At 70.6% G+C, this 19,397-nt stretch carries 21 protein-coding genes; 9 read left to right on the top strand and 12 right to left on the bottom strand.

From position 1 onward, the window contains the following. Nucleotides 1-16: 16 nt before the first annotated feature. From DEJ51_RS19125 to hemL, 7 genes are all read right to left on the bottom strand, one after another. Nucleotides 17-520 (bottom strand): SRPBCC domain-containing protein, encoded by a 504-nt coding sequence (locus DEJ51_RS19125; protein WP_150258684.1) that lies wholly within the window; start codon nt 518-520, stop codon nt 17-19. Between the two features lie 25 nt (nt 521-545). After that, nucleotides 546-1,649: a c-type cytochrome biogenesis protein CcsB gene (gene ccsB, locus DEJ51_RS19120; RefSeq protein ID WP_150258683.1), complete on the bottom strand. Its 1,104-nt coding sequence runs from the start codon at nt 1,647-1,649 to the stop codon at nt 546-548. Beyond that, nucleotides 1,646-3,343 (bottom strand): cytochrome c biogenesis protein ResB, encoded by a 1,698-nt coding sequence (locus tag DEJ51_RS19115; protein ID WP_150258682.1) that lies wholly within the window; start codon nt 3,341-3,343, stop codon nt 1,646-1,648. Before DEJ51_RS19115 ends, ccsB begins: the two co-directional genes overlap by 4 nt. A gap of 112 nt (nt 3,344-3,455) precedes the next feature. Beyond that, entirely contained in the window at nt 3,456-4,097 is a 642-nt protein-coding gene (locus DEJ51_RS19110) for a TlpA family protein disulfide reductase (protein WP_150258681.1), read from the bottom strand. An 87-nt stretch (nt 4,098-4,184) separates the two neighbouring features. After that, nucleotides 4,185-5,411: a hypothetical protein gene (locus DEJ51_RS19105; protein ID WP_150262011.1), complete on the bottom strand. Its 1,227-nt coding sequence runs from the start codon at nt 5,409-5,411 to the stop codon at nt 4,185-4,187. A 185-nt stretch (nt 5,412-5,596) separates the two neighbouring features. Further along, nucleotides 5,597-6,295: a histidine phosphatase family protein gene (locus DEJ51_RS19100; protein WP_150258680.1), complete on the bottom strand. Its 699-nt coding sequence runs from the start codon at nt 6,293-6,295 to the stop codon at nt 5,597-5,599. Further along, nucleotides 6,292-7,614 (bottom strand): glutamate-1-semialdehyde 2,1-aminomutase, encoded by a 1,323-nt coding sequence (hemL, locus tag DEJ51_RS19095; RefSeq protein WP_150258679.1) that lies wholly within the window; start codon nt 7,612-7,614, stop codon nt 6,292-6,294. Before hemL ends, DEJ51_RS19100 begins: the two co-directional genes overlap by 4 nt. Before the next feature lie 136 nt (nt 7,615-7,750). On the opposite strand from hemL, the gene DEJ51_RS19090 reads away from it, so the two are divergent. Next, entirely contained in the window at nt 7,751-8,347 is a 597-nt protein-coding gene (locus DEJ51_RS19090) for a hypothetical protein (RefSeq protein WP_190620494.1), read from the top strand. Between the two features lie 313 nt (nt 8,348-8,660). Here DEJ51_RS19090 and DEJ51_RS19085 read toward each other — a convergent pair whose 3' ends face one another. Then, nucleotides 8,661-9,605 (bottom strand): hypothetical protein, encoded by a 945-nt coding sequence (locus tag DEJ51_RS19085; RefSeq protein WP_150258678.1) that lies wholly within the window; start codon nt 9,603-9,605, stop codon nt 8,661-8,663. 269 nt (nt 9,606-9,874) lie between these two features. Here DEJ51_RS19085 and DEJ51_RS19080 point away from each other — a divergent pair, with 269 nt between their 5' ends. Then, on the top strand, nt 9,875-10,456 hold the full coding sequence (locus DEJ51_RS19080; RefSeq protein ID WP_150258677.1) for a GNAT family N-acetyltransferase: 582 nt from the start codon (nt 9,875-9,877) through the stop codon (nt 10,454-10,456). On the opposite strand, the gene DEJ51_RS19075 is transcribed toward DEJ51_RS19080, so the two are convergent. After that, nucleotides 10,440-11,336, bottom strand: coding sequence for an NADP-dependent oxidoreductase (locus DEJ51_RS19075; protein WP_150262010.1), 897 nt, complete (start codon nt 11,334-11,336; stop codon nt 10,440-10,442). The two genes, DEJ51_RS19080 and DEJ51_RS19075, sit on opposite strands and share 17 nt — an antisense overlap. 195 nt (nt 11,337-11,531) lie before the next feature. Between DEJ51_RS19075 and DEJ51_RS19070 the strand changes: the two genes are divergently transcribed. After that, nucleotides 11,532-11,948, top strand: coding sequence for a winged helix-turn-helix transcriptional regulator (locus tag DEJ51_RS19070; RefSeq protein WP_150258676.1), 417 nt, complete (start codon nt 11,532-11,534; stop codon nt 11,946-11,948). Between the two features lie 40 nt (nt 11,949-11,988). Then, nucleotides 11,989-12,717 carry a Mut7-C RNAse domain-containing protein gene (locus DEJ51_RS19065; protein WP_150258675.1) on the top strand — a complete coding sequence of 243 codons (729 nt, stop codon included), beginning with the start codon at nt 11,989-11,991 and terminating at the stop codon, nt 12,715-12,717. 83 nt (nt 12,718-12,800) lie between these two features. Here DEJ51_RS19065 and DEJ51_RS19060 read toward each other — a convergent pair whose 3' ends face one another. Then, nucleotides 12,801-13,286 (bottom strand): hypothetical protein, encoded by a 486-nt coding sequence (locus DEJ51_RS19060; protein WP_223835874.1) that lies wholly within the window; start codon nt 13,284-13,286, stop codon nt 12,801-12,803. 138 nt (nt 13,287-13,424) lie between these two features. Here DEJ51_RS19060 and DEJ51_RS19055 point away from each other — a divergent pair, with 138 nt between their 5' ends. After that, a complete protein-coding gene (locus DEJ51_RS19055) occupies nt 13,425-13,769 on the top strand; it encodes a YnfA family protein (RefSeq protein ID WP_150258673.1) in 345 nt (114 codons plus the stop codon). A 54-nt stretch (nt 13,770-13,823) separates the two neighbouring features. Continuing rightward, a complete protein-coding gene (locus tag DEJ51_RS19050; protein ID WP_150258672.1) occupies nt 13,824-14,597 on the top strand; it encodes an SDR family NAD(P)-dependent oxidoreductase in 774 nt (257 codons plus the stop codon). Here DEJ51_RS19050 and DEJ51_RS19045 read toward each other — a convergent pair. Next, entirely contained in the window at nt 14,594-15,265 is a 672-nt protein-coding gene (locus DEJ51_RS19045) for a polysaccharide deacetylase family protein (protein WP_150258671.1), read from the bottom strand. The two genes, DEJ51_RS19050 and DEJ51_RS19045, sit on opposite strands and share 4 nt — an antisense overlap. A 134-nt stretch (nt 15,266-15,399) precedes the next feature. On the opposite strand from DEJ51_RS19045, the gene DEJ51_RS19040 reads away from it, so the two are divergent. Next, nucleotides 15,400-16,008 (top strand): Uma2 family endonuclease, encoded by a 609-nt coding sequence (locus tag DEJ51_RS19040; protein ID WP_317852408.1) that lies wholly within the window; start codon nt 15,400-15,402, stop codon nt 16,006-16,008. A 199-nt stretch (nt 16,009-16,207) separates the two neighbouring features. Here DEJ51_RS19040 and DEJ51_RS19035 read toward each other — a convergent pair whose 3' ends face one another. Then, nucleotides 16,208-17,401: an RtcB family protein gene (locus DEJ51_RS19035; RefSeq protein ID WP_150258670.1), complete on the bottom strand. Its 1,194-nt coding sequence runs from the start codon at nt 17,399-17,401 to the stop codon at nt 16,208-16,210. 190 nt (nt 17,402-17,591) lie between these two features. On the opposite strand from DEJ51_RS19035, the gene DEJ51_RS19030 reads away from it, so the two are divergent. After that, nucleotides 17,592-18,452, top strand: coding sequence for a DUF3558 domain-containing protein (locus DEJ51_RS19030; RefSeq protein WP_223835873.1), 861 nt, complete (start codon nt 17,592-17,594; stop codon nt 18,450-18,452). A 115-nt stretch (nt 18,453-18,567) separates the two neighbouring features. Then, on the top strand, nt 18,568-19,332 hold the full coding sequence (locus tag DEJ51_RS19025; RefSeq protein WP_150258669.1) for a DUF3558 family protein: 765 nt from the start codon (nt 18,568-18,570) through the stop codon (nt 19,330-19,332). The last annotated feature ends 65 nt before the right edge of the window (nt 19,333-19,397 follow it).

Here is a 19,397-nt window from a genome sequence, read left to right as displayed (position 1 = left end):
GAACGGCCCGGCCGCCCTACGCCCGGGCGAGGGAGGCGTAGGCCTCGCGCAGGGCCGACCAGCGGGTGTCCGTCCAGGCGGACCAGTCCGCGGGGCGCCCGTCCAGGGCGGAGTCGAGCAGCTCGAAGTGCTCGTGCCAGCCCGCCAGGCAGTCCAGGCGCTCGTCCTGCGTCCCGCCCCGCTCGTTCACGAACCGGATCACGGTGGAATCGGTCCCGACGGGCTCCAGGTGGAAGCGGATCCGCCCGTGTTCGGTGACCGTGTACTCGGCGACCCGCTCCACGTCCCAGGCGGTGACCCGCCCCGTCACCACGGCCGCCGTGTTCAGCCACCGCAGCGTGATCGCCCCGCCGAGCCGGCGCTCCAGGACGTCCGCCGCGGCCAGCCAGCCGCGCAGCCCGTCCGGCGTGGTCAGGGCGGGCCACAGGGCCGCGTAGGCGTGCGGCAGGTGCAGCTCGAAGCGGAGCAGCCAGTGGTTCTCGCCGCGCTGCTCGCTGGTGGCATGGCTCACGAGAGTCATGCCACCAGCGTCCCACTCCCGCCGGTCAGACGCCCGCGTACGAGTGCTTGCCGCTGAGCAGGATGTTCACGCCGTAGTAGTTCCAGATCCAGCAGGCGAAGGCGAAGAGCGCCAGGTACGCGGCCTTGCGGCCCTTCCAGCCGGCGGTGGCGCGGGCGTGCAGGTAGCAGGCGTAGGCCACCCAGGTGACGAAGGACCAGACCTCCTTGGGGTCCCAGTTCCAGTAGCGGCCCCAGGCGTCGCCGGCCCAGATCGCGCCCGCGATGATCGTGAAGGTCCACAGCGGGAAGACCGCGGCGTTGATGCGGTACGAGAACTTGTCGAGGGAGGCCGCGGAGGGCAGCCGCTCCAGCACCGAGCTGCGGAACCTGCCCGGGGTGCGGCCGGCCTCCAGCTGGCTCTCGTAGGAGTCGCGGAAGAGGTAGAGGACCGCGCCCGCGGCGCCGATGTAGAAGACCGCGCCGCAGAAGATCGCCGTGGAGACGTGGATCCACAGCCAGTACGAGTGCAGGGCCGGGACCAGCTGGTCGCTGTCGGTGTAGAGCCAGGTGACGGCGATGCCGAGGTCCAGCAGGACGGTGGTGACCAGGATCAGGCCGAGCCAGCCGACGTTCTTCTTCAGGGCCAGCAGCACCAGGTACACGCCGACGGCCACCGTGGAGAAGGTGATCGAGAACTCGTACATGTTGCCCCAGGGGGCCCGCTGCACCGACAGGGCGCGGGCGACCACCCCGGCCGCCTCGACGAGGAAGGCGAGCGCGGTCAGCGAGACCGCGATCCGCCCGTACAGGTCGCCCTGCACGGTGCCGCCGGCGGCGCCGGGGCCGTCCGGGACGTCGCGGGCGCCGGCCGCGGAGCGGGTGGTGACCTTGGGCTGGTCGAGGACGGCGGTGGCCCCGCCCTTGCCGCGGACCCGCACGGCGGGCGCGGCCGCGGCCGCTCCGGCCGCTCCGCTCTCCTTGGCGCCGGTCAGTGCGGCGGCCGTCCGGCCCACCTTGCTGCGGCTGCCGAAGGTCCACTCGGCGATGTGCGCGAAGAAGGCGAGCATGTAGACCGCCATCGACGAATAGATCAGGTAGTTGCTGATCTCAGCCAGGTTCTCGTTGGCTGCGGCTGCGAGCGGCGTCATCCGCGCTCTCCTTCAGGGGTTTCTTCAACAGGATCAGACGCCGTGGGCGCCTGCTGGTGCAGCTGGGCGGCGAGCTCCGCCAGCTCCTGCGGGAGCCTGGTGGACTCGCTGCGGCCCAGGCCCGCCATCTCGACGACGGTCACGCCGTCCGTCCCGGTCACCGCACGGACCCAGATCCGGCGGCGCTGGATGAACAGCGATCCGGCCAGGCCCGCGATGGCGGCGATCGCGCCCGCGAGGGCGAGGCCGCTGCCGGGCTGGTGGGTGACGGAGAAGGTGGCCCACCGCTCGATGCCCTCGAACTTCACGGTGCCCGCCCCGTTCGGCAGGGTCATCGTGTCGCCGGGCGCCAGTTTCTGCTTGAACTGCTGGCCCGACTCGTCCTTGAAGGGCTCCATCTTGGTGGTGGTGAGCCGGTAGACGTTCTGCGGCAGGCCCGAGTCCACGCCGAGGCTGCCGTGCCAGGCGTTGAGCATGAGCTGCGGGTTCAGGAGGGCGGGGAACTGCGAGAACATCGTGCCCATGCCCTCACCGGCGAAGCTGGGCACGAAGACGGCGTTGAAGCCGAGCTGCTCCTTCTTGCCGTCCTTGTCCTTGTAGCCGTCGGTGACCTTGACGGCTCCGGTGGAGGTGAGGTTGGCGTCCTGCGGGAGCACCGGCACGGCGTCCTTGAAGATCACCTTGCCGGTGGGGTCGGTCACCGAGACGATCGGCGCGTAGCCGTGGCCGAGCAGGTAGACCTTGGAGCCGTCCACCTCCAGGGGCTTGTTGACCTGGATCTCCCGCTTCTGCGGGGTGCCGTGGGCGCCGTCCGAGAAGGTGACGTACGCCTTGAAGTCGCGCGGGGTGCCCCGCTGCGGGCCGGTCATCTCGTACGTCGCGTCGAACCGGTCCAGCGTGAAGCTGAACGGCGCCAGGTCGTCCGGGTCGAAGAGCGTGCCGGACTTGAAGTCGTCGTACTGGGTGAGGGTGTTCGAGAAGCCGGTGCCGCGCAGGACCAGCTTGCCGCCCTCGGACTTGAAGTACTGGCCCCAGGCGAAGGCCACCAGCATCACGATCAGCGCGATGTGGAAGATCAGGTTCCCCGCCTCGCGGAGGTAGCCCTTCTCGGCGGCGACGTGACCCTCGCCGGCCTCGGTGCGGAAGCGGCTGCCGCGGAGCACGGTGCGCGCGTGCGCGAGGACCTCGTCCGGGGTCCTGTCGGTGCGCCAGGTGGTGTGGGCGGGCAGCCTGTCGAGGCGGCGGGGGGCGGCCGGCGGGCGGCCGCGGAGCTGGCCGACGAACTGCCAGGAGCGCGGCACGATGCAGCCGATGAGCGAGATGAACAGCAGCAGGTAGATCGCGGAGAACCACACCGAGCTGTAGACGTCGAAGAGCTGGAGCTTGTCGGCGACGCCCACCCAGGAGGAGTGCTCACGCTTCCAGTCGAGGACCTTCAGGGCGTCGACGTTGTTCTGCGGGACGAGGGAGCCGGGGATGGCGCCCAGGGACAGCAGGAAGAGCAGGATCAGCGCCACCCGCATGGAGGTGAGCTGCCGCCAGAACCAGCGGGCCCAGCCGATCACGCCGATGCCGACGGCCGGCGCGGTGGGGCTGTCCTCCAGCGGGGCGGTGGAGAGCTGGGCACCTGCCGCGGCGTCGGTGGAGTCCGCCGCGGCGGACGTGTCGGTGCTCGCTTTGTCTGTCGTACTCATGTGCCTTCAGTCCTCAGATCCCCACCGTGAAACCCCGGGTCCCGCTCTGCCTGTCGCTGACGATGCTGTCCCACGAACCTGTGATGCGGAACGTTCCGCACCGCCCTCGGGGTCACTTCTCCGCGAGGACCGGCTCGACCATCGAGCGCAGCTGCTCGTCGTTGACCGGGGCCAGCGTGCGGGCGGCGATCTTGCCGTCCTTGTCGAGGACGATCGTGGAGGGGATGGCGTTCGGGTTGAGCGTGCCCTTCGGGAAGCGGAGCATCAGCTTCCCAGCAGGGTCGTAGAGGCTCGGGTAGGTGATCCCGTAGGTCTCTTCGAAGGCGATCGCGTTCTGTTTGCTGTTGTCGCGGGTGTTGATCCCGACGAACGCGACGTCCTTGCCCGCGTCGGCGTACTCCTTGGAGACCGTCGCGAAGTGGCCGGCCTCGGCGCGGCACGGCGGGCACCAGGAGCCCCACACGTTCAGCACGACGACCTTGCCCTTGAGCGCGGTGGTGTCGAGGGTCCCCTCGTCGACGGTCTCGCCGTCGAGCTTGGGGGCCTCGGCGCGCTCCTCCTTGGCCACGGTGGAGATGCCGCTCGCACCCGAGACGTAGTTGCCGCCGGACCCGCTGACCGGCTTGCCGCCGTCCGGCCCCCCGCACGCCGACAGCGCGAGGGTGCCGGCGAGGGCCGCCACGGCCAGCAGGGTGGCACGGCCGCCGGTCGAGCGGCGGCTACTACGACGGATACGCGCGCGGCTAAGGCTCATGTGAAAAGTTTCGCATGAGCAATTCGCGGATCTTCCGCACCCCCCGGGGCGGCGCCCGAGCCCTGGTCAGGCGATGTCCGGCCCCCGTCAGGCGGCTGTCATGTACGCGCTCCAGCCACCGGCCGGCGACTGGCCCGGGCCGAGCCCCCGGAGCCTGGCGAGCACCTTGGGGTCCTGCACCTCCAGCCAGTCGGTGAACTGCCGGAAGGACACGAGCCGTACATCCCTTTTGTCCGCCATGCCCTTGAGCGCCTCCTCGACGGCGTCCATGTAGATGCCGCCGTTCCACTCCTCGAAGTGGTTGCCGATGAACAGGGGCGCGCGGTTGGTCTCGTAGGCCCGCCGGAAACCGCCCAGGTAGGTGGCCGTGGCCTGGGTGCGCCAGCCCGGGTAGTTGGCGGGCACGCCCCTCGTCGTGTTCTTCGACTGGTTGGCGAGGATGTTGTAGTCCATGGAGAGGACCTCGAAGGAGTGCCCGGGGAACGGCAGGGACTGCAGCGGCAGGTCCCAGACGCCGGACCGGCGCTCCGGCCAGACCTGGAGGCCGCCGGGCGAGCTGGAGTCGTAGCGCCAGCCCAGCCGGCCGGCCGTCGGCAGCAGGCCGTCCCGGCCGAGGAGGCAGGGGGTGCGGCCGCCCTTCAGCTCCTTGGCGTAGTCGAAGGGCAGGGGTTCGAGGTCGGTGAATCCGGTGTTGGTGCGCCAGTTGGTGACGAACGACACGGCCTGGTCGATCTCGCTCTGCCAGTCCTGCGGGGTCCACCGGCCCACCGAGCCGGATCCGGCACAGAAGTGGCCGTTGAAGTGGGTCCCTATCTCGTGCCCGTCCAGCCACGCCTGGCGGACGTGCGTGAGGGTGGAGCGGACGTTCTCGTCCTTGAGGTAGCCGATGTCCGAGGCCCCGACGGGGTTGTTCGGCGGCCGGTAGAGGTGCCGCTTCGACTCGGGCAGCAGGTAGATGCCCGAGAGGAAGAAGGTCATGGCCGCGCCGTGGTCCTTGGCGAGCTTGAGGAAGCGCGGGAAGAGACCGTTGCCGATCTCCCCCGCACCGTCCCAGCTGAAGACGACGAACTGCGGCGGGGTCTCGCCCGGCTGGAGCGGCACGGGCGGGTCCGGCTGGTTCGGCTGCGGGCCGGTGTCGGCGGTGGAGCCGTCACCGATGGGCCGGACCGCCGGCTTCTCACCGGGCTTCGGGTTCCTGACGGGCCCGGGAGCGCCGGAACCGGACGTGCCCGGTGAGCCGCAGCCCGCGATTCCCACCGCGGCGGCCGCACCGAGCCCCAGTCCCAGCAACCCCCTCCGGCTGACTCCCCTGATGTCGCGCATGTCACCGTCCCCACTGTCGACCACCCATACCGACCGAAGTCCATATAAACGGACAATCAGATCGGACATGCGAGCTGACACGGTGATTCCCGCGCGACCTCTCTTTACTTGGGCCGAACCGTAACGGCATGTAACAGACGGACGATCAAGACCCGGCCGGACGACCGGAAACCGGATCAGGCACCGAACGCCTTCGACGCACCCTTCACCGGCTTGGCCCCGGCCAGCAGATGCGCCGGCACCAGGTCCCGGGCCGGCTCGCTGTAGCCCACCGACACCAGCTTGTCGCCCTGGAACGTGAACGACGTCATCGAGGCGAGCGTGCACTGACGGCGCCTCGGGTCGTGCCACAGCCGGCGCTTCTCCGCGAAGCTGCGCACGATCCAGATCGGCAGCTGGTGGCTGACCGCCACCGCCTCACGGCCGCGGGCCGCGTCGCGCGCCGCCTCCAGCGCGCTCATCATCCGGACCACCTGCTCGACGTACGGCTCACCCCACGACGGCTTGAACGGGTTCGTCAGGTGCTTCCAGTTGCCGGGCTTGCGCAGCGCGCCGTCACCGACACCGAAGGTCTTGCCCTCGAAGACGTTCTCCGCCTCCAGCAGCCGCGCATCGGTCGCCAGGTCCAGGCCGTGGACCTTGGCGATCGGCTCCGCCGTCTCCTGCGCACGCTCCAGCGGAGACGACACGACGTAGGCGATGTCCCGGCCCTTGAGGTGCTCGGCGACCCGGTCCGCCATCTGCCGGCCCAGCTCGGAGAGGTGATAGCCGTCACGGCGCCCGTAGAGCACGCCCTCGGGGTTGTGCACCTCGCCGTGGCGCACCAGGTGCACGACGGTGAGGTCGGGGGTGGCGGGCGTGGAGCTGCTGCTCATGCGGTGGCCTCCGCGGCGGCTCGGGCGGCGGCCGGCAGAGCGGCCGCGATGCGCTCGATCGCCTTCTCGTCGTGGGCGGTGGAGACGAACCAGGACTCGAACGCCGACGGCGGCAGGTAGACGCCCTGCGCCAGCATCGAGTGGAAGAACCCGTTGAAACGGAAGCTCTCCTGCTTCTTGGCGTCGTCGTAGTTGCGCACCTCGTCCTCGGTGAAGAAGACGGAGAACATGTTGGACGCGGTCTGCAGCCGGTGCGCCACGCCCTCCTTGGCGAGCGCGCCGGTCACCAGGCCCTGGATCTCCTTCGAGACCGCGTCGACCTTCTCGTACGCGGCCGCGTCCAGCAGACGCAGCTGGGCGAGACCGGCGGCGGTCGCGATGGGGTTACCGGAGAGCGTCCCGGCCTGGTAGACGGGACCGGCGGGAGCCAGGTGGCCCATGACGTCGGCGCGGCCGCCGAAGGCCGCGGCCGGGAAACCGCCGCCCATGACCTTGCCGAAGGTCATCAGGTCGGGCCTGACCCCGTCGACGCCGTACCAGCCGGCACGGGAGGTCCGGAAGCCGGTCATCACCTCGTCGGAGATGTACAGCGCGCCGTTCTCCCGGCAGAGGTCCGCGAGCCCCTGGTTGAAGCCCTCGGCAGGGGTCACCACACCCATGTTGCCGGGCGCCGCCTCGGTGATCACACAGGCGATCTCGCCGGGGTGCGCGGCGAAGGCCGCCCGTACCGCTTCGAGGTCGTTGTAGGGCAGCACGATCGTGTCCCCGGCCTGCGCGCCCGTCACACCCGGGGTGTCCGGGAGCGCGAAGGTCGCCAGACCGGAACCGGCGGCGGCCAGCAGCGCGTCCACGTGACCGTGGTAGCAGCCGGCGAACTTCACGACCTTGGCGCGACCGGTGAAGCCACGGGCCAGCCGGATCGCCGACATGGTCGCCTCGGTGCCGGAGGAGACCAGGCGGACCTGCTCCACGGGCTCGATGCGCGCCACGATCTCCTCGGCCAGCGCCACCTCGCCCTCACCGGGCGTACCGAAGGAGGTACCGCGGGCGACGGCCGCCTGGACGGCCTCGACCACCTCGGGGTGCGAATGGCCGAGGATCATCGGCCCCCACGAGCACACGAGGTCGACGTACTCACGCCCGTCGGCATCGGTGAGGTACGGACCGGTCCCGGACACCATGAACCGGGGCGTACCGCCCACGGCGCGGAAGGCGCGCACGGGAGAGTTCACGCCGCCGGGGGTCACGAGGGAGGCGCGCTCGAAGAGCGTCTGCGAAACTGGGGCTTCATACGGGTACGGGTAGCTCACACCTGCCATGGTCTCAGAGGCCGCGACAGACTTGCGGACGGGCGTTTCACCGCGTCGCCGCGGGGGAGGTCACTGCCATGATGATCAGGCTGCGTGGCGGGGGCCGCCGCGGGGCCGGGGCGAGCAAGACCAGTCGGGTGGAGATATGCAACGCGGTGGTGGACCGGGCGAGGGAACGGACGGCCTCGATCCGCAGCGCGCCCGCGAGGCCCGCCGCCGGGGCAAGCACCGCCGTGGCATGGAGGCGGCCGACGCCGTCCCGGGGCCGGCGACCCCGCCCGAGGACCTGCCCAAGGGTCGTGGCATGGGAGTGACGTACAAGTACTTCGGCGCCCCCGACGGTGCCACGGCGGCCCGGGTCCCGGTCACGATGCGGCCGGAGGAACTCGGCGGCGACGAGCTCGGCATGGGCGGCCTCTTCACCAAGATCAAGCCGGAGACGGTGGCCGCGATGGTCCTCACCGGCATCGAAGGCATACCCCTCCACAAGGTGCCCCCGCTGGAGCTGGTCGTCCTCCACCCCGACTACGCGGTGGTCAAACTGCCGATGACCGTGGTCGACCCGCTGCGCGGAATCGGCGAGGAATCGGTGGGCGCGGCCGCCTTCATCTGGTCCACGGTCCCCGACCGCGGCGGCCCGAGCGACGCCTTCAACGTCTACCAGCTGCTCCACGAGTGGCAGGATTTCAGCCACCGCCTCCACGAGGCCGGCCACCAGCCGTACTGCCTGGTCTGGCCCTGACCTGCCCATACCCTGCCCGGCAGCACCTCTGCGGGGCTGCCCGGCCGCGTTCAGGAGTCCCCCGCCGGACGGGGCCTCGGCTGTGCCTGCACGACAGGTCGGCCGCCGGGGTCGGCTGGCCAGGCGTGCATCCGTGCCGGGTCCCCGGCGATGCCGGGGCGCCACTTGGCGCGACGTCCCGACGCTGCCATCAGTACGCGGGCACCCCGGGAGCAGCAGGGCCGGCCGGTGCGCCGGCGGCGACCGGGCCCCGCCCCGGCCTCAGCCGCGCGTTCGTCGGACGGCGTCGGGGCGGGCGAGGCTCACGAAGGTGTCAGGACGCCTCTCGCAGTAGATCCTGGGCCTTGCCCCTGGCCTTCGTGACGAGTTCCAGCCACGCCATGATGTCCGCTTCGTGCTTCACCAGCGAAGCGGCCGAGGCCTTGCTCTTGGCTTCCCGTGCCTCTGTGTTGAGATCGACTCCGGCGGCACACTCGGCATCGGTGGTGGCCTGCTTGATCTCGGCGTCCCGGGCGTTGTCGAGCGCCGCCGCGGCGGTCTCGGGGACATTCGCGTAACGCGAGAGCGCCACTTCCCTGGCCTTCTCCGGAGTCGCAATTTCCGGATAGCCTCCGGACTTCATACAGGAAGCCCATTCGGAGAGCGCCTTCTGATATCCGTCGTCATCTGCGAGGATGCGCGCACCGTTCTGCTTGACCTTGTTGTAAACCGTCCAGGTGAGCCGGAGGTACTCCTTCACGTCTCCGTACACGGCCTTGAGGGTTTCACCGCGGCACCCCGTGGACGGCACCATCACCTTGCCGCCGCCGAAGTCGAACTCCACACCGCCTTCTGGCTTGTCGACGTACCCGTCCATGGCCATGCTGTGCGCCCGCTTGACGTCTTCGGGCAGCGCATCGAAGTCGTCCGGGCCCCCTTGGGGCTTCCGGGTGTCCGAAGTGCGCGGGTCCGCCCCGTAGCCGACGGTGCGCGCGGTCTCGGGCGACGGGGAGAGGTCCCCACTCTGCTTCTTTCCGCTGTCGGTGCCGGAGCCGCCTGCCGGGAAGACCTTGAAACCCTTGTCGTTCATGCATGTGCGGATCAGTTTTAACTCCGCGTCACGCTCTTGGTCGAGCGCCGCGTTGGCACTGTCCAGGGCCGCCTGCACCCTACGGGCCCGCTCCAAGTCTTTCGGGGCTTCCTCCGAACAGGCGGAGGCGGCCGCGCCCAGCAGCACCGTCACCGCGATCGCCGTCAAACCCCGGATGCGCTTCGTCAATTTTCCGTGTCCTCGTGAAGGTGCGGCCGGGCCGCCTCCGCGACACGGGGCGGCCCGACCTGAAAGCGGCGATCGGCAGCCGTTGCTCCGCGCCCCACGCTATGCCACGACCACGGCGGAAAAAAGCGCGATTTGTTTTGCGGTCCCCACTTCCAATAATTGGAATTGATCATTCACCGCCCGGTGCCCGATGCGGGAATCCAGCATTCCGCCACACCGCCCCCGCCCCCTTCAGGAAAGAGGCCTGCGCAGCCCCGTAGGCTGGCCCGATGGAGACCCGTGTACGGCTGGAGCCCTGGTCCGCCGGGGACTTCTGGCTGCTGGAGCGCAAGAACGAGCCGGCCATGACCCGCTTCCTGGGCGGCCCCGAGACGCCCGCGAAACTCGCCGACCGGCAGCGCCGCTACGAGGCCCTGAGCGCGCGGGAGCCGGCCGCCGGCCGGATGTTCCGCGTCGAACGGATCCCGGCCGGGGAAGACCCCGGCACCGGCGGACGCGCCGAGAGCGTCGGATCCGTCGGCTTCTGGGAGCGGGAGTGGCGCGGCGAAGCCGTCTACGAGACCGGATGGGGCATCCTGCCCGAGTTCCAGGGCCAGGGGCTGGCCGTCGCGGCCCTCACGGAACTCCTGGCCCACGTCCGCGCCCACGGCTCCCGCGACAGCGTCCACGCCTTCCCCGGCACCGACCACCCGGCGTCCAACGCGGTCTGCCGGCGGGCCGGCTTCGAGTACCTGGGCGACGTCGACTTCGAGTACCCGCCCGGCGTGCCCCACCCGAGCTGCCACTGGCGCCACCGGGTGGAGCGCCCCCGGGTGGAGCGCCCCCGGGGCGGCCTCACACCGTCAGGATGATCCGGCCGCGGACCCCGGGCGTCCCGAGGCGGGCGTGGGCCTTCGCGACCTCGCCGAGCGGGAAGGTCTCCGCGACCCGGAGCGTCAGCTCGCCCGCGTCGACCAGGGCCACCAGCCGGGCCAGGTGCGCCCCGTCCGCCGCGACCTCCTGCTCCACGACCCGGACACCGCGCTCCGCCGCCGGGGCGTGGTGCGGGATCAGGCCCACGTAGACCCCGCCGTCACGTACGGAGCGCAGTGCCTCCTCGCCCAGCACCGCCGCGTCCAGGACCCCGTCCACCGGCCCGGCCGGAGCCTCGCCGCGCGGGACGAACCCGGTCGCGCCCAGGGACCGTACGAACTCCTCGTCCCCGGCGCCCGCCAGAGCCGTCACCGCCAGCCCGGCCCGCGCGGCGAGCTGGACGGCAAGGCCGCCGACCACCCCCGCGGCTCCGGTGACCAGCACCGAGGAACCGGGGGCGAGCCCCAGCAGATCCACGGCGCGGGCGGCGGTGAGGCCGGCCAGTGGCAGCCCGGCCGCGGTCACCGCGTCCACCCCCACCGGGGCCGGGGCGACGGCGGTGGCGTCCAGCACCACGTACTGCGCGTGCGAACCCAGCGGCTTCACCGGCCCGTAGTGCAGGCCCACGACCCGGTCGCCCACGCTCCAGCCGGTCACGCCGGTGCCGATCCCGTCGACCTCGCCGGACACGTCCCAGCCGAGACCGAGCCGCTGCCCGCCGCCGCCGAAGACCCCTGCACGCACCGCGCCGTCCACCGGGTTGAGCCCGGCGGCGACGACCTTGACGCGCAGCTGCCCGGCCTCGGGGCGGGGGGCCGGGACCTCGGCCAGTGCGACCTGCTCCGGGCCGCCGAACCCGGTCACCACGGCCGCCAGCATCGTCTGCTCGCTCATCTTCATCTCTCCCGTTCGTCAGTTCACCGGTTCACCGGTTCGTCGGCTCATCGGTACGTCGGTTCACCCGCTCGTCCGGCGGGTTCACTCGTTCCCGATGAGCACTAACCTAGGGAGAGGTACTCTCTTTTCGTAAGTACGTACTTGAAGGTGCGTACCCGACCCGGAAGTGGGGCACCCATGGCCACCAGCACCGCCGCAGCCCGCCGCGAGGAAGCCCGATCCGCCTACGACGCCTTCCTCAAGGACTGCCCCACCAGCCAACTCCTGGCCCGCATCAGCGACAAATGGGTCGGCCTCATCGTCAGCGCCCTCGGCCAGGCCGACGACCGCTCCATGCGCTACAGCGACCTCGGCCGCAAGATCCCCGGCGTCAGCCAGAAGATGCTCACCCAGACCCTCCGCTCCCTCGAACGCGACGGCCTCGTCACCCGCACCGTCACCCCCACCGTCCCCGCCCGCGTCGACTACCGGCTCACCGACCTCGGCAGCAGCCTCGGCTGCCTCCTCTCCTCCGTGAAGCTCTGGGCCGAAAACCACTTCGACGAGGTCAGCACCCACCGCAACACCTACGACCAGGCCACCGCGACGCCATAATCCGCCGCGGCCACCACCCCCGAAATGGCATGCTGAGCACGTGAACGGACCCGGCATTCAGCTCACCCTCGCCCCCGAACTACGCCTCTTCGCCCCGCCCAGCCGGCGCGCCGAACGCGTACCGACCGCCACCGACGGTGCCTCCAGCCTCGGCCACGTCGTCGAATCGGCCGGCGTCCCGCTCACCGAAGTCGGCCGCCTCCTCGTCGACGGCCACGAGGTACCCGTCTCCTACGTCCCCCAGGACGGCCAGAACGTCGAGGTGTTCGGCGTCCAGCGACCCCAAGAGGTCCCCGGCGCCCCCCTCCGCTTCCTCCTCGACGTCCACCTCGGCACCCTCGCCCGCCGCCTGCGCCTGCTCGGCGTCGACGCCGCCTACGAGAACGAGGACATCGGCGACCCCGCCCTCGCCACCCGCTCCGCCGCCGAACACCGCGTACTGCTCTCCCGCGACCGCGGACTGCTGCGCCGCCGCGAACTCTTCGCCGGCGCCTACATCTACAGCGACAACCCCGACGAACAACTGCGCGACGTACTCGGCCGGTTCGCCCCCGCACTCGCACCGTGGACCCGCTGCACCGCCTGCAACGGCCGACTCCACGAAGCCGACAAGGAAAGCGTCGGCGACCGCCTGGAACACGGCACCCACCGCTCCTACGACGTCTTCGCCCAGTGCACCGAATGCGAGCGCGTCTACTGGCGCGGCGCCCACCACGCCCGCCTCGAACGCATCGTCGACGAGGCCCTCGTGGAGTTCGGCACCGCCTGAAAGCCGCCCCCGCGCCCGGAACGGGCCGACCCTGGCGAGGCGTCCGGCACGACGCCCCGCCAGGCACAGGCCGGCAGCCCGCGCTAGAACGCGTAGGCGTCACCCGTGTCCAGCGCCAGCACCACGTGCTCGTTGTTCGTGTGGTTCCGGTCCGTCGCACCACCGTTCCACCACGTGTCGACCCGCACCGCCACCTCCGGCACCCGGTCCCGCAGCTCCAGCAGCAGCCCGATGTGCCGCCCCTGCCCGTGCAACGGCAGCGGCCCCGTCTCGCACACCACCTCACGCAGCCCCGCCCGCGCACAGCCCTCCGCCAGCTCCTGCCGGTCCGCGAGCTCGGCCGACAGCCGCACCCGCACCGTCGCGTTCGGCAGCGCCGCAGGCCCGTCGTTCTCCGGGACCAGCCAGATCCGCAGCCGCGCCCCGGACAGCGCCACCCGCCCGTGATAGGCCACATCCGCCTCGGGCCCGTCCCACACCGACGCCGACGCCGACACCTGGGCCGGCACCTGCGCCGACGCCTGCGCCGACCCGGGAACACCCGCGCCGAGCGCCAGCAAACCCGCCACCACCACACCTCGTACGGCACCACGGCGCACCGACACCACCTCCTCGCGCGGAGGCTAACCACCACCGACCCCGACCAGTCGGACCATCACACGAACGAGGGCGCGCCCACCCCCATCTGCCCTGCGTACCTTTGGACCATGCCGACCACCCTCCTGGCCCGCTCCGCAGCCCTCTTCCTCCTCGCCGCACTCCTTGAGATCGGCGGAGCCTGGCTCGTCTGGCAAGGCATCCGCGTCCACAGGGGCTGGGCCTGGATCGGCGCCGGAGTGATCGCCCTCGGCCTCTACGGCTTCGTCGCCACCCTCCAGCCCCAAGGCGACTTCGCCCGCGTCCTCGCCGCCTACGGCGGCGTCTTCGTCGCCGGATCCCTCGCCTGGGGCGTCGTCGCCGACGGCTACCGCCCCGACCGCTGGGACATCACCGGCGCCCTCGTCTGCCTCGCCGGCATGGCTCTGATCATGTACGCCCCACGCGGCCGCTGAGCCACGCCTATGCTGGCGGGTAATCGCCCGCACGAACGACCGAGGAGCCCGCACATGAGCACGGCCGCCACCCGAACCGCCGTAGTCACCGGCGCGAGCAGCGGCATCGGCGCGGCCACCGCCCGACAGCTCGCCGCAGCCGGCTACCACGTCGTCCTCACCGCCCGCCGCAAGGACCGCATCGAAGCCCTCGCCGCCGAACTCACCGCAGCCGGCCACCAGGCCACCGCGCACACCCTCGACGTCACCGACCGCACCGCCGTCGACGCCTTCGCGGCCTCCCTCGACCGCTACCCCTCCGTCGACGTACTCGTCAACAACGCCGGCGGCGCCATCGGAGCCGAACCCGTCGCCACCGGCGACCCCGCCGACTGGCGCACGATGTACGAGGTCAACGTCATCGGCACGCTCCACGTCACCCAGGCCCTGCTCCCCGCCCTCACCGCCTCCGGCGACGGAACCGTCGTGGTCCTCTCCTCCACCGCCGGCCACTCCACCTACGAGGGCGGAGCCGGCTACGTCGCCGCCAAGAACGGCGCCCGCGTCCTCGCCGAGACCCTGCGCCTGGAGATCGTCGGCCAGCCCGTACGCGTCATCGAGATCGCACCCGGCATGGTCAAGACCGAGGAATTCGCGAAGACCCGCTTCCGCGGCGACACCGAGAAGGCCGAGAAGGTCTACGCCGGCGTCGCACACCCCCTGTCCGCCGACGACGTGGCCGACACCATCACCTGGGCCGTGACCCGCCCCAGCCACGTCAACATCGACCTCCTGGTGGTCCGCCCCCGCGCCCAGGCCTCGAACACCAAGGTCCACCGCGAGCTCTAAAGCACCCCCGCCGCCTTCAGGTGCGGCATCAGGGCCGCCGGCTTCAGCCCGGCGGCCCTCGCCGCGTCCAGGGCCCGCCGGAGGTCAGCCGCCAGCGTCGGCGTGAAGTGCAGCAGCACGATGTCCCCGGCCCGCAGCCGCGGCGCGGGCGGGGTCTCGCCCCAGGTGGTGAAATCGTGCGTCCAGGTGACCAGCGCCTTGACCCCGCACGCCTTGGCCGCGAGCCGCACCTCGTCGTCCACCGCCCCGTACGGCGGCCGCAGCAGCTTCGGCGTCCGCCCGAAGGTGTCCCGGAGCCGCTCCCCCGCCCCGCACACCTCGGCGTCCTTGCCCGCAGCATCGAGCGTGGTGAGGTCCGGATGGCTGACGGTGTGGTTCTCCACGCTCGCCCGCCCGTCCTGCGTGAGCCGGGTGAAGTAGGCGGTGTCGTAGGCGACCGCCCCCGGCAGCAGGAACAGCGACACGGGCACGCGCCGCTCCGAGAGGATCCGGGCGGCCTCGGGATCGTGGTTCCACCCGTCGTCGATGGTGATGAAGACGACCTTCTCCGAGGTCGGCACATGCGACACGACGGGCGGCAGCCCCACCTTCGCCTGAACGGACCCCCCGGCCCCGAGAACGAGCGACAACGACACGAGCGCGGCGGTCAGCACGCGGGATCTCCACATGCGGCACACCTTGGTCTAGACCATCTCGCGGGTCAACCCTCCTGCCCCAAGCGGAAGTTGACACCCCGCATCCCTGGAGCCCGTACGGGTGAATACGCACGGAATGTCGGCGGGCACGGCTACGCTCCGAAAGCGTGAGCCGAGAGAAGGAGGAAGCCATGGCCGCGATAGAGCACGAGACCACGATCGCGGAGGCCGCCGATCGACTCTCCAGGGAGCTTCCCGGGCACCGAGTGGAAATTCTCCAGGGGAGGCTCACAGCGACACCGCCCGCCGACGGATCACACGCGCTGGCACTGAGTTGGCTGATCGAGAGGTTCTACGACGCCGACGCCCGTGAGGCGGGACTGAGATACGTCCAGGGGGTCGGCCTCTGGCTGCCGACCGGCTCCGACGACTACGCCATCCCGGACTTCGCCCTCGTCGAGGCGGACTTCCGCAATCACAAGGTCGAGAAGAACTGCTACGCGGCCGACGTCTTCCGCCTGGTCGTCGAAGTCACGTCGTCGAACTGGTCCGACGACATCGGCGTCAAGGTCGACAGCTACGCCAAGGCCGGCATCCCGGTGTACGTCATCGCCGACCGCCACCACGACGAGGCCATCCTCTGCAGCGACCCCCGCAACGACACGTACCGCGTGCGCAGGACCTACAAGCGAGGCGAATCCATCCCCCTCCCCGAGTCCATCGGAGTATCCGTGGAACTCCAGGTGGACCTCCTCCTCGACGGCGACGAGCACTGACGCGCGTACGCGGCGCAATGACCCTTCTGCGGTTGAACGACCCCGCAGCGGCCGGGATCGCCCTCGACAGGACCGAGCAGAGTTGCTCGATGCGCCTCTGGCGCCTGCGGACCGGCAAAGCCTGAACAAGACGACGCGGAGGGGCCCGGGCCGATCACGACCCGGGCCCCTCCACTCCCCCGACATCCGCACCCGGGCCTCAGCCCTTGATGCAGATGACCTGCTTGAGCTTGGCCACGACCTGCACCAGGTCCGTCTGCTGGTCGATGACCTGCTCGATGGACTTGTACGCGCCCGGGATCTCGTCCACCACGCCCGAGTCCTTGCGGCACTCCACGCCCTTGGTCTGTTCCGCCAGGTCCCGCGCCGAGAACCGCTTCTTCGCCGCCGTGCGGCTCATCTTCCGGCCCGCGCCGTGTGAGGCCGAGTTGAAGGACTTCTCGTTGCCGAGGCCCTTCACGATGTACGAACCCGTACCCATGGAACCCGGGATGATCCCGTAGTCACCGCTGCCGGCACGGATCGCGCCCTTGCGGGTGACCAGCAGGTCCATGCCGTCGTACCGCTCCTCCGCCACGTAGTTGTGGTGGCAGCTGATCTCGCGGTCGAAGGAGACCTTCGCCTTCCGGAACTCCTTGCGGATGACCTCCTTGAACAGGCTCATCATCACGGCGCGGTTGTACTTGGCGTACTCCTGGGCCCAGAAGAGGTCGTTGCGGTACGCCGCCATCTCCGGCGTGGCCGCGAGGAAGACCGCGAGGTCCCGGTCCACGAGGCCCTGGTTATGGGAAAGACCCCGTGCCACCTCGATGTGGAACGCAGCCAGTTCGTTGCCGACGTTCCTCGACCCCGAGTGCAGCATGAGCCACACCGAACCGGACGCATCTATACAAACTTCGCAGAAGTGATTGCCCTGCCCAAGACTTCCCATTTGCCGCATAGCGCGATCTCGCCGAAACTTCACCGCATCCGTGACGTAGTCGAAGCGCTCCCACAGGTCCCCGAAGCCCGCGTCCGAGAACCCGTACAGCCGCGAAGGATCCACCGGCTCGCGATGCATCCCCGCCCCCACCGGGATCGCCCGCTCGATCTTCGACCGCAGCCCCGACAGGTCCCCCGGCAGGTCGTTCGCCGTCAGGGACGTCTTCACCGCCGACATTCCGCAGCCGATGTCCACGCCCACCGCCGCCGGACAGACCGCGTCCTTCATGGCGATGACCGAGCCGACGGTGGCTCCCTTGCCGTAGTGGACGTCCGGCATGACGGCCAGGCCCTTGATCCAGGGCAGGGTGGCGACGTTGTGCAGCTGCTGCATCGCGCTGTCCTCGACCGACGCCGGGTCCGTCCACATCCGGATCGGGACCTTCGCCCCAGGTACCTCTACATACGACATAAGGAATCAATCCCCCGAAAACCACAGAAAAGTCAGAATGCGCAAAAGCCTCGCTCTTGATCCCAAATACGACAGGAGACCGGCGCCAGCACCAGCGTGTGCGATAGACATTGTGTCCAGCCGCGCCCAAGTCGCGGCAACGCATTTTCCTGACCGTCGGGGGCCCGCCGGTCGAAGGGAGCCAGTGGACGTGCAGCGCAAGGCGGTACGGCGGCGAGTCCTGCCAGGCATCGCGATGCTCACCGCGCTCGCGGCCGGAGCGGCCGGTCTGACCGGGTGCACCAGCGGGAGCGACGGCGGAAGCACCAGCGACTCGAAGGCCGGCGGCAACGCCGCCGCGCCCGCCCAACCCGGTAAGTACCGCAGTCTGCCCGCGCCCTGCAAGGCCGGCGCCGACAGCAAGAAGCTCAAGGGCATGCTCCCGGCCGGGGACAGCCTCACCCCCGAGCAGCGCGACCAGATGTACGCCGGTGTCGCGGACCCCTCGTACGACGGCGACCGCCACGTCGGCTGCCGCTGGACCGGGCAGAGCCCCGACGAGACGCGGCTGCTCTCGGTCGGCTTCGAGCGCGTGGTCTCGTACGACAGGACCGCGTCCAGCGACGACGACAAGGCCAAGCAGGTCTACGTACGCCGGCTCACCGACGCGAAGCTGCCCTTCCCCGGTCCGACCGCGAGCCCCACCCCGGCGGCCCCCACCCCCGCGGCTCCGACCCCGGCGGCCCCGGCCCAGGGCACGCCCGCCCCCGGCGCGCCGGCTCCCGGGACCCCGTCGTCCCCCGGTGCGAGCCCGTCGGCGCCGGTCGAGCTCGGATCGCGGGTCCTGGAAGGTCTCGGCAGCGACGCCTTCCTGGAGGACAAGCTCAGCCCCGCCGGGGCCAGCGCCGCCCAGTCCCGCACGGTCCGCATTGTGTTCCGTACCTCGAACGTCATCGTCACCATCGAGTACAGCGTGCAGCCCGCGCTGCCCGGTACGGTCCCACCGAGCACCGAAACCCAGGACAAGGCACGCCAGTTGGCGCAGGCCCTGGTCGAGCGTTTCACCGAATGAGCGGTGCGCGCCGCGCTCTCGCGTGACGGCGCGCACAGCAGGCGGGTGCCGGGTCGGGCTACCGTTGCCCGGGTCCCGCGTCCGAAGAACAACCGACAAACGTACTGAAGGAACCATGCACCGATCAGCCTCGCGCCTCACCCGCGTTCTCGCCTGCGCAGCCGTCCCGGTGATCCTCACCGTCGCCGGGTGTTCGTCCGACTCGGGCAAGGAGTCGGGCTCGAACGGCGAGAAGAAGTCCGGTTCGTCCTCGTCCGCCAAGCCGAACCCGAAGTCCTCCAAGACCCTGGAGAAGCCGGCTTTCGCCGCGCTCCCGGACCCGTGCAAGGCGCTCGGGGCGCCGACGATAGACACGCTCGTCCCGGAGGCGAAGGACAAGGCCGGGACGGCGCCGAAGTCGAACGACCTGGCCACGCGTGCCAGCTGCTCCTGGAACGGTCTGGACGAGGACGGTCTGAAGGGTTCGCAGTACCGCTGGCTGTCGCTGTCCTTCTTCCGCTACGACTCGCAGGCCACCCTCGGTGACGCCAGCAAGCGTGCCGAGGAGCAGTACAACAAGGAGGTCGAGGCGGCGAAGACCGCCGAGGGTGCGCAGAACCCGCAGGCGGCGGCTGTCGGCGAGGTCGGTGACCAGGGGACGTCGGTCATCTACACGGTGAAGAAGGACGGCAACGACCACTACAACACGACGGTCGTGGCGCGCACTCAGAACGTGGTGGTCACGCTCGACTACAACGGTGCGGGACTGGAGGGGGCCACCGCGCCGGATCACGCGAAGCTGCTGCAGGACGCGATCACGGCGGCGAAGGAGGCCGTGGCCTCGGTGGGTGCGGCGAACAAGGCTCCGGCGGAGCAGCCGCAGTCCCCGCAGCCCCAGTAGGAACGGTCGGGGGGCGGGGCCGCCCTGGGCGTTGACATCGGGTCACCCGTACGCTGTGCCTGCTG

Origin of the sequence: Streptomyces venezuelae (assembly GCF_008642275.1) — a bacterium.
Classification (GTDB): Bacteria; Actinomycetota; Actinomycetes; order Streptomycetales; family Streptomycetaceae; genus Streptomyces; species Streptomyces venezuelae_E.
Note: the sequence above shows the minus strand (reverse complement) of the source record. Positions and strands in the feature narration are given on the sequence as shown.

Excerpts from the sequence above, each read along its gene's own strand:
- DEJ51_RS19125 (WP_150258684.1), bottom strand. The coding sequence starts at position 520 with ATGACTCTCGTGAGCCATGCCACCAGCGAGCAGCGCGGCGAGAACCAC.
- ccsB (WP_150258683.1), bottom strand. The coding sequence starts at position 1,649 with ATGACGCCGCTCGCAGCCGCAGCCAACGAGAACCTGGCTGAGATCAGC.
- DEJ51_RS19115 (WP_150258682.1), bottom strand. The coding sequence starts at position 3,343 with ATGAGTACGACAGACAAAGCGAGCACCGACACGTCCGCCGCGGCGGAC.
- DEJ51_RS19110 (WP_150258681.1), bottom strand. The coding sequence starts at position 4,097 with ATGAGCCTTAGCCGCGCGCGTATCCGTCGTAGTAGCCGCCGCTCGACC.
- DEJ51_RS19100 (WP_150258680.1), bottom strand. The coding sequence starts at position 6,295 with ATGAGCAGCAGCTCCACGCCCGCCACCCCCGACCTCACCGTCGTGCAC.
- hemL (WP_150258679.1), bottom strand. The coding sequence starts at position 7,614 with ATGGCAGGTGTGAGCTACCCGTACCCGTATGAAGCCCCAGTTTCGCAG.
- DEJ51_RS19090 (WP_190620494.1), top strand. The coding sequence starts at position 7,751 with ATGCAACGCGGTGGTGGACCGGGCGAGGGAACGGACGGCCTCGATCCG.
- DEJ51_RS19080 (WP_150258677.1), top strand. The coding sequence starts at position 9,875 with ATGGAGACCCGTGTACGGCTGGAGCCCTGGTCCGCCGGGGACTTCTGG.
- DEJ51_RS19075 (WP_150262010.1), bottom strand. The coding sequence starts at position 11,336 with ATGCTGGCGGCCGTGGTGACCGGGTTCGGCGGCCCGGAGCAGGTCGCA.
- DEJ51_RS19070 (WP_150258676.1), top strand. The coding sequence starts at position 11,532 with ATGGCCACCAGCACCGCCGCAGCCCGCCGCGAGGAAGCCCGATCCGCC.
- DEJ51_RS19055 (WP_150258673.1), top strand. The coding sequence starts at position 13,425 with ATGCCGACCACCCTCCTGGCCCGCTCCGCAGCCCTCTTCCTCCTCGCC.
- DEJ51_RS19050 (WP_150258672.1), top strand. The coding sequence starts at position 13,824 with ATGAGCACGGCCGCCACCCGAACCGCCGTAGTCACCGGCGCGAGCAGC.
- DEJ51_RS19045 (WP_150258671.1), bottom strand. The coding sequence starts at position 15,265 with ATGTGGAGATCCCGCGTGCTGACCGCCGCGCTCGTGTCGTTGTCGCTC.
- DEJ51_RS19035 (WP_150258670.1), bottom strand. The coding sequence starts at position 17,401 with ATGTCGTATGTAGAGGTACCTGGGGCGAAGGTCCCGATCCGGATGTGG.
- DEJ51_RS19025 (WP_150258669.1), top strand. The coding sequence starts at position 18,568 with ATGCACCGATCAGCCTCGCGCCTCACCCGCGTTCTCGCCTGCGCAGCC.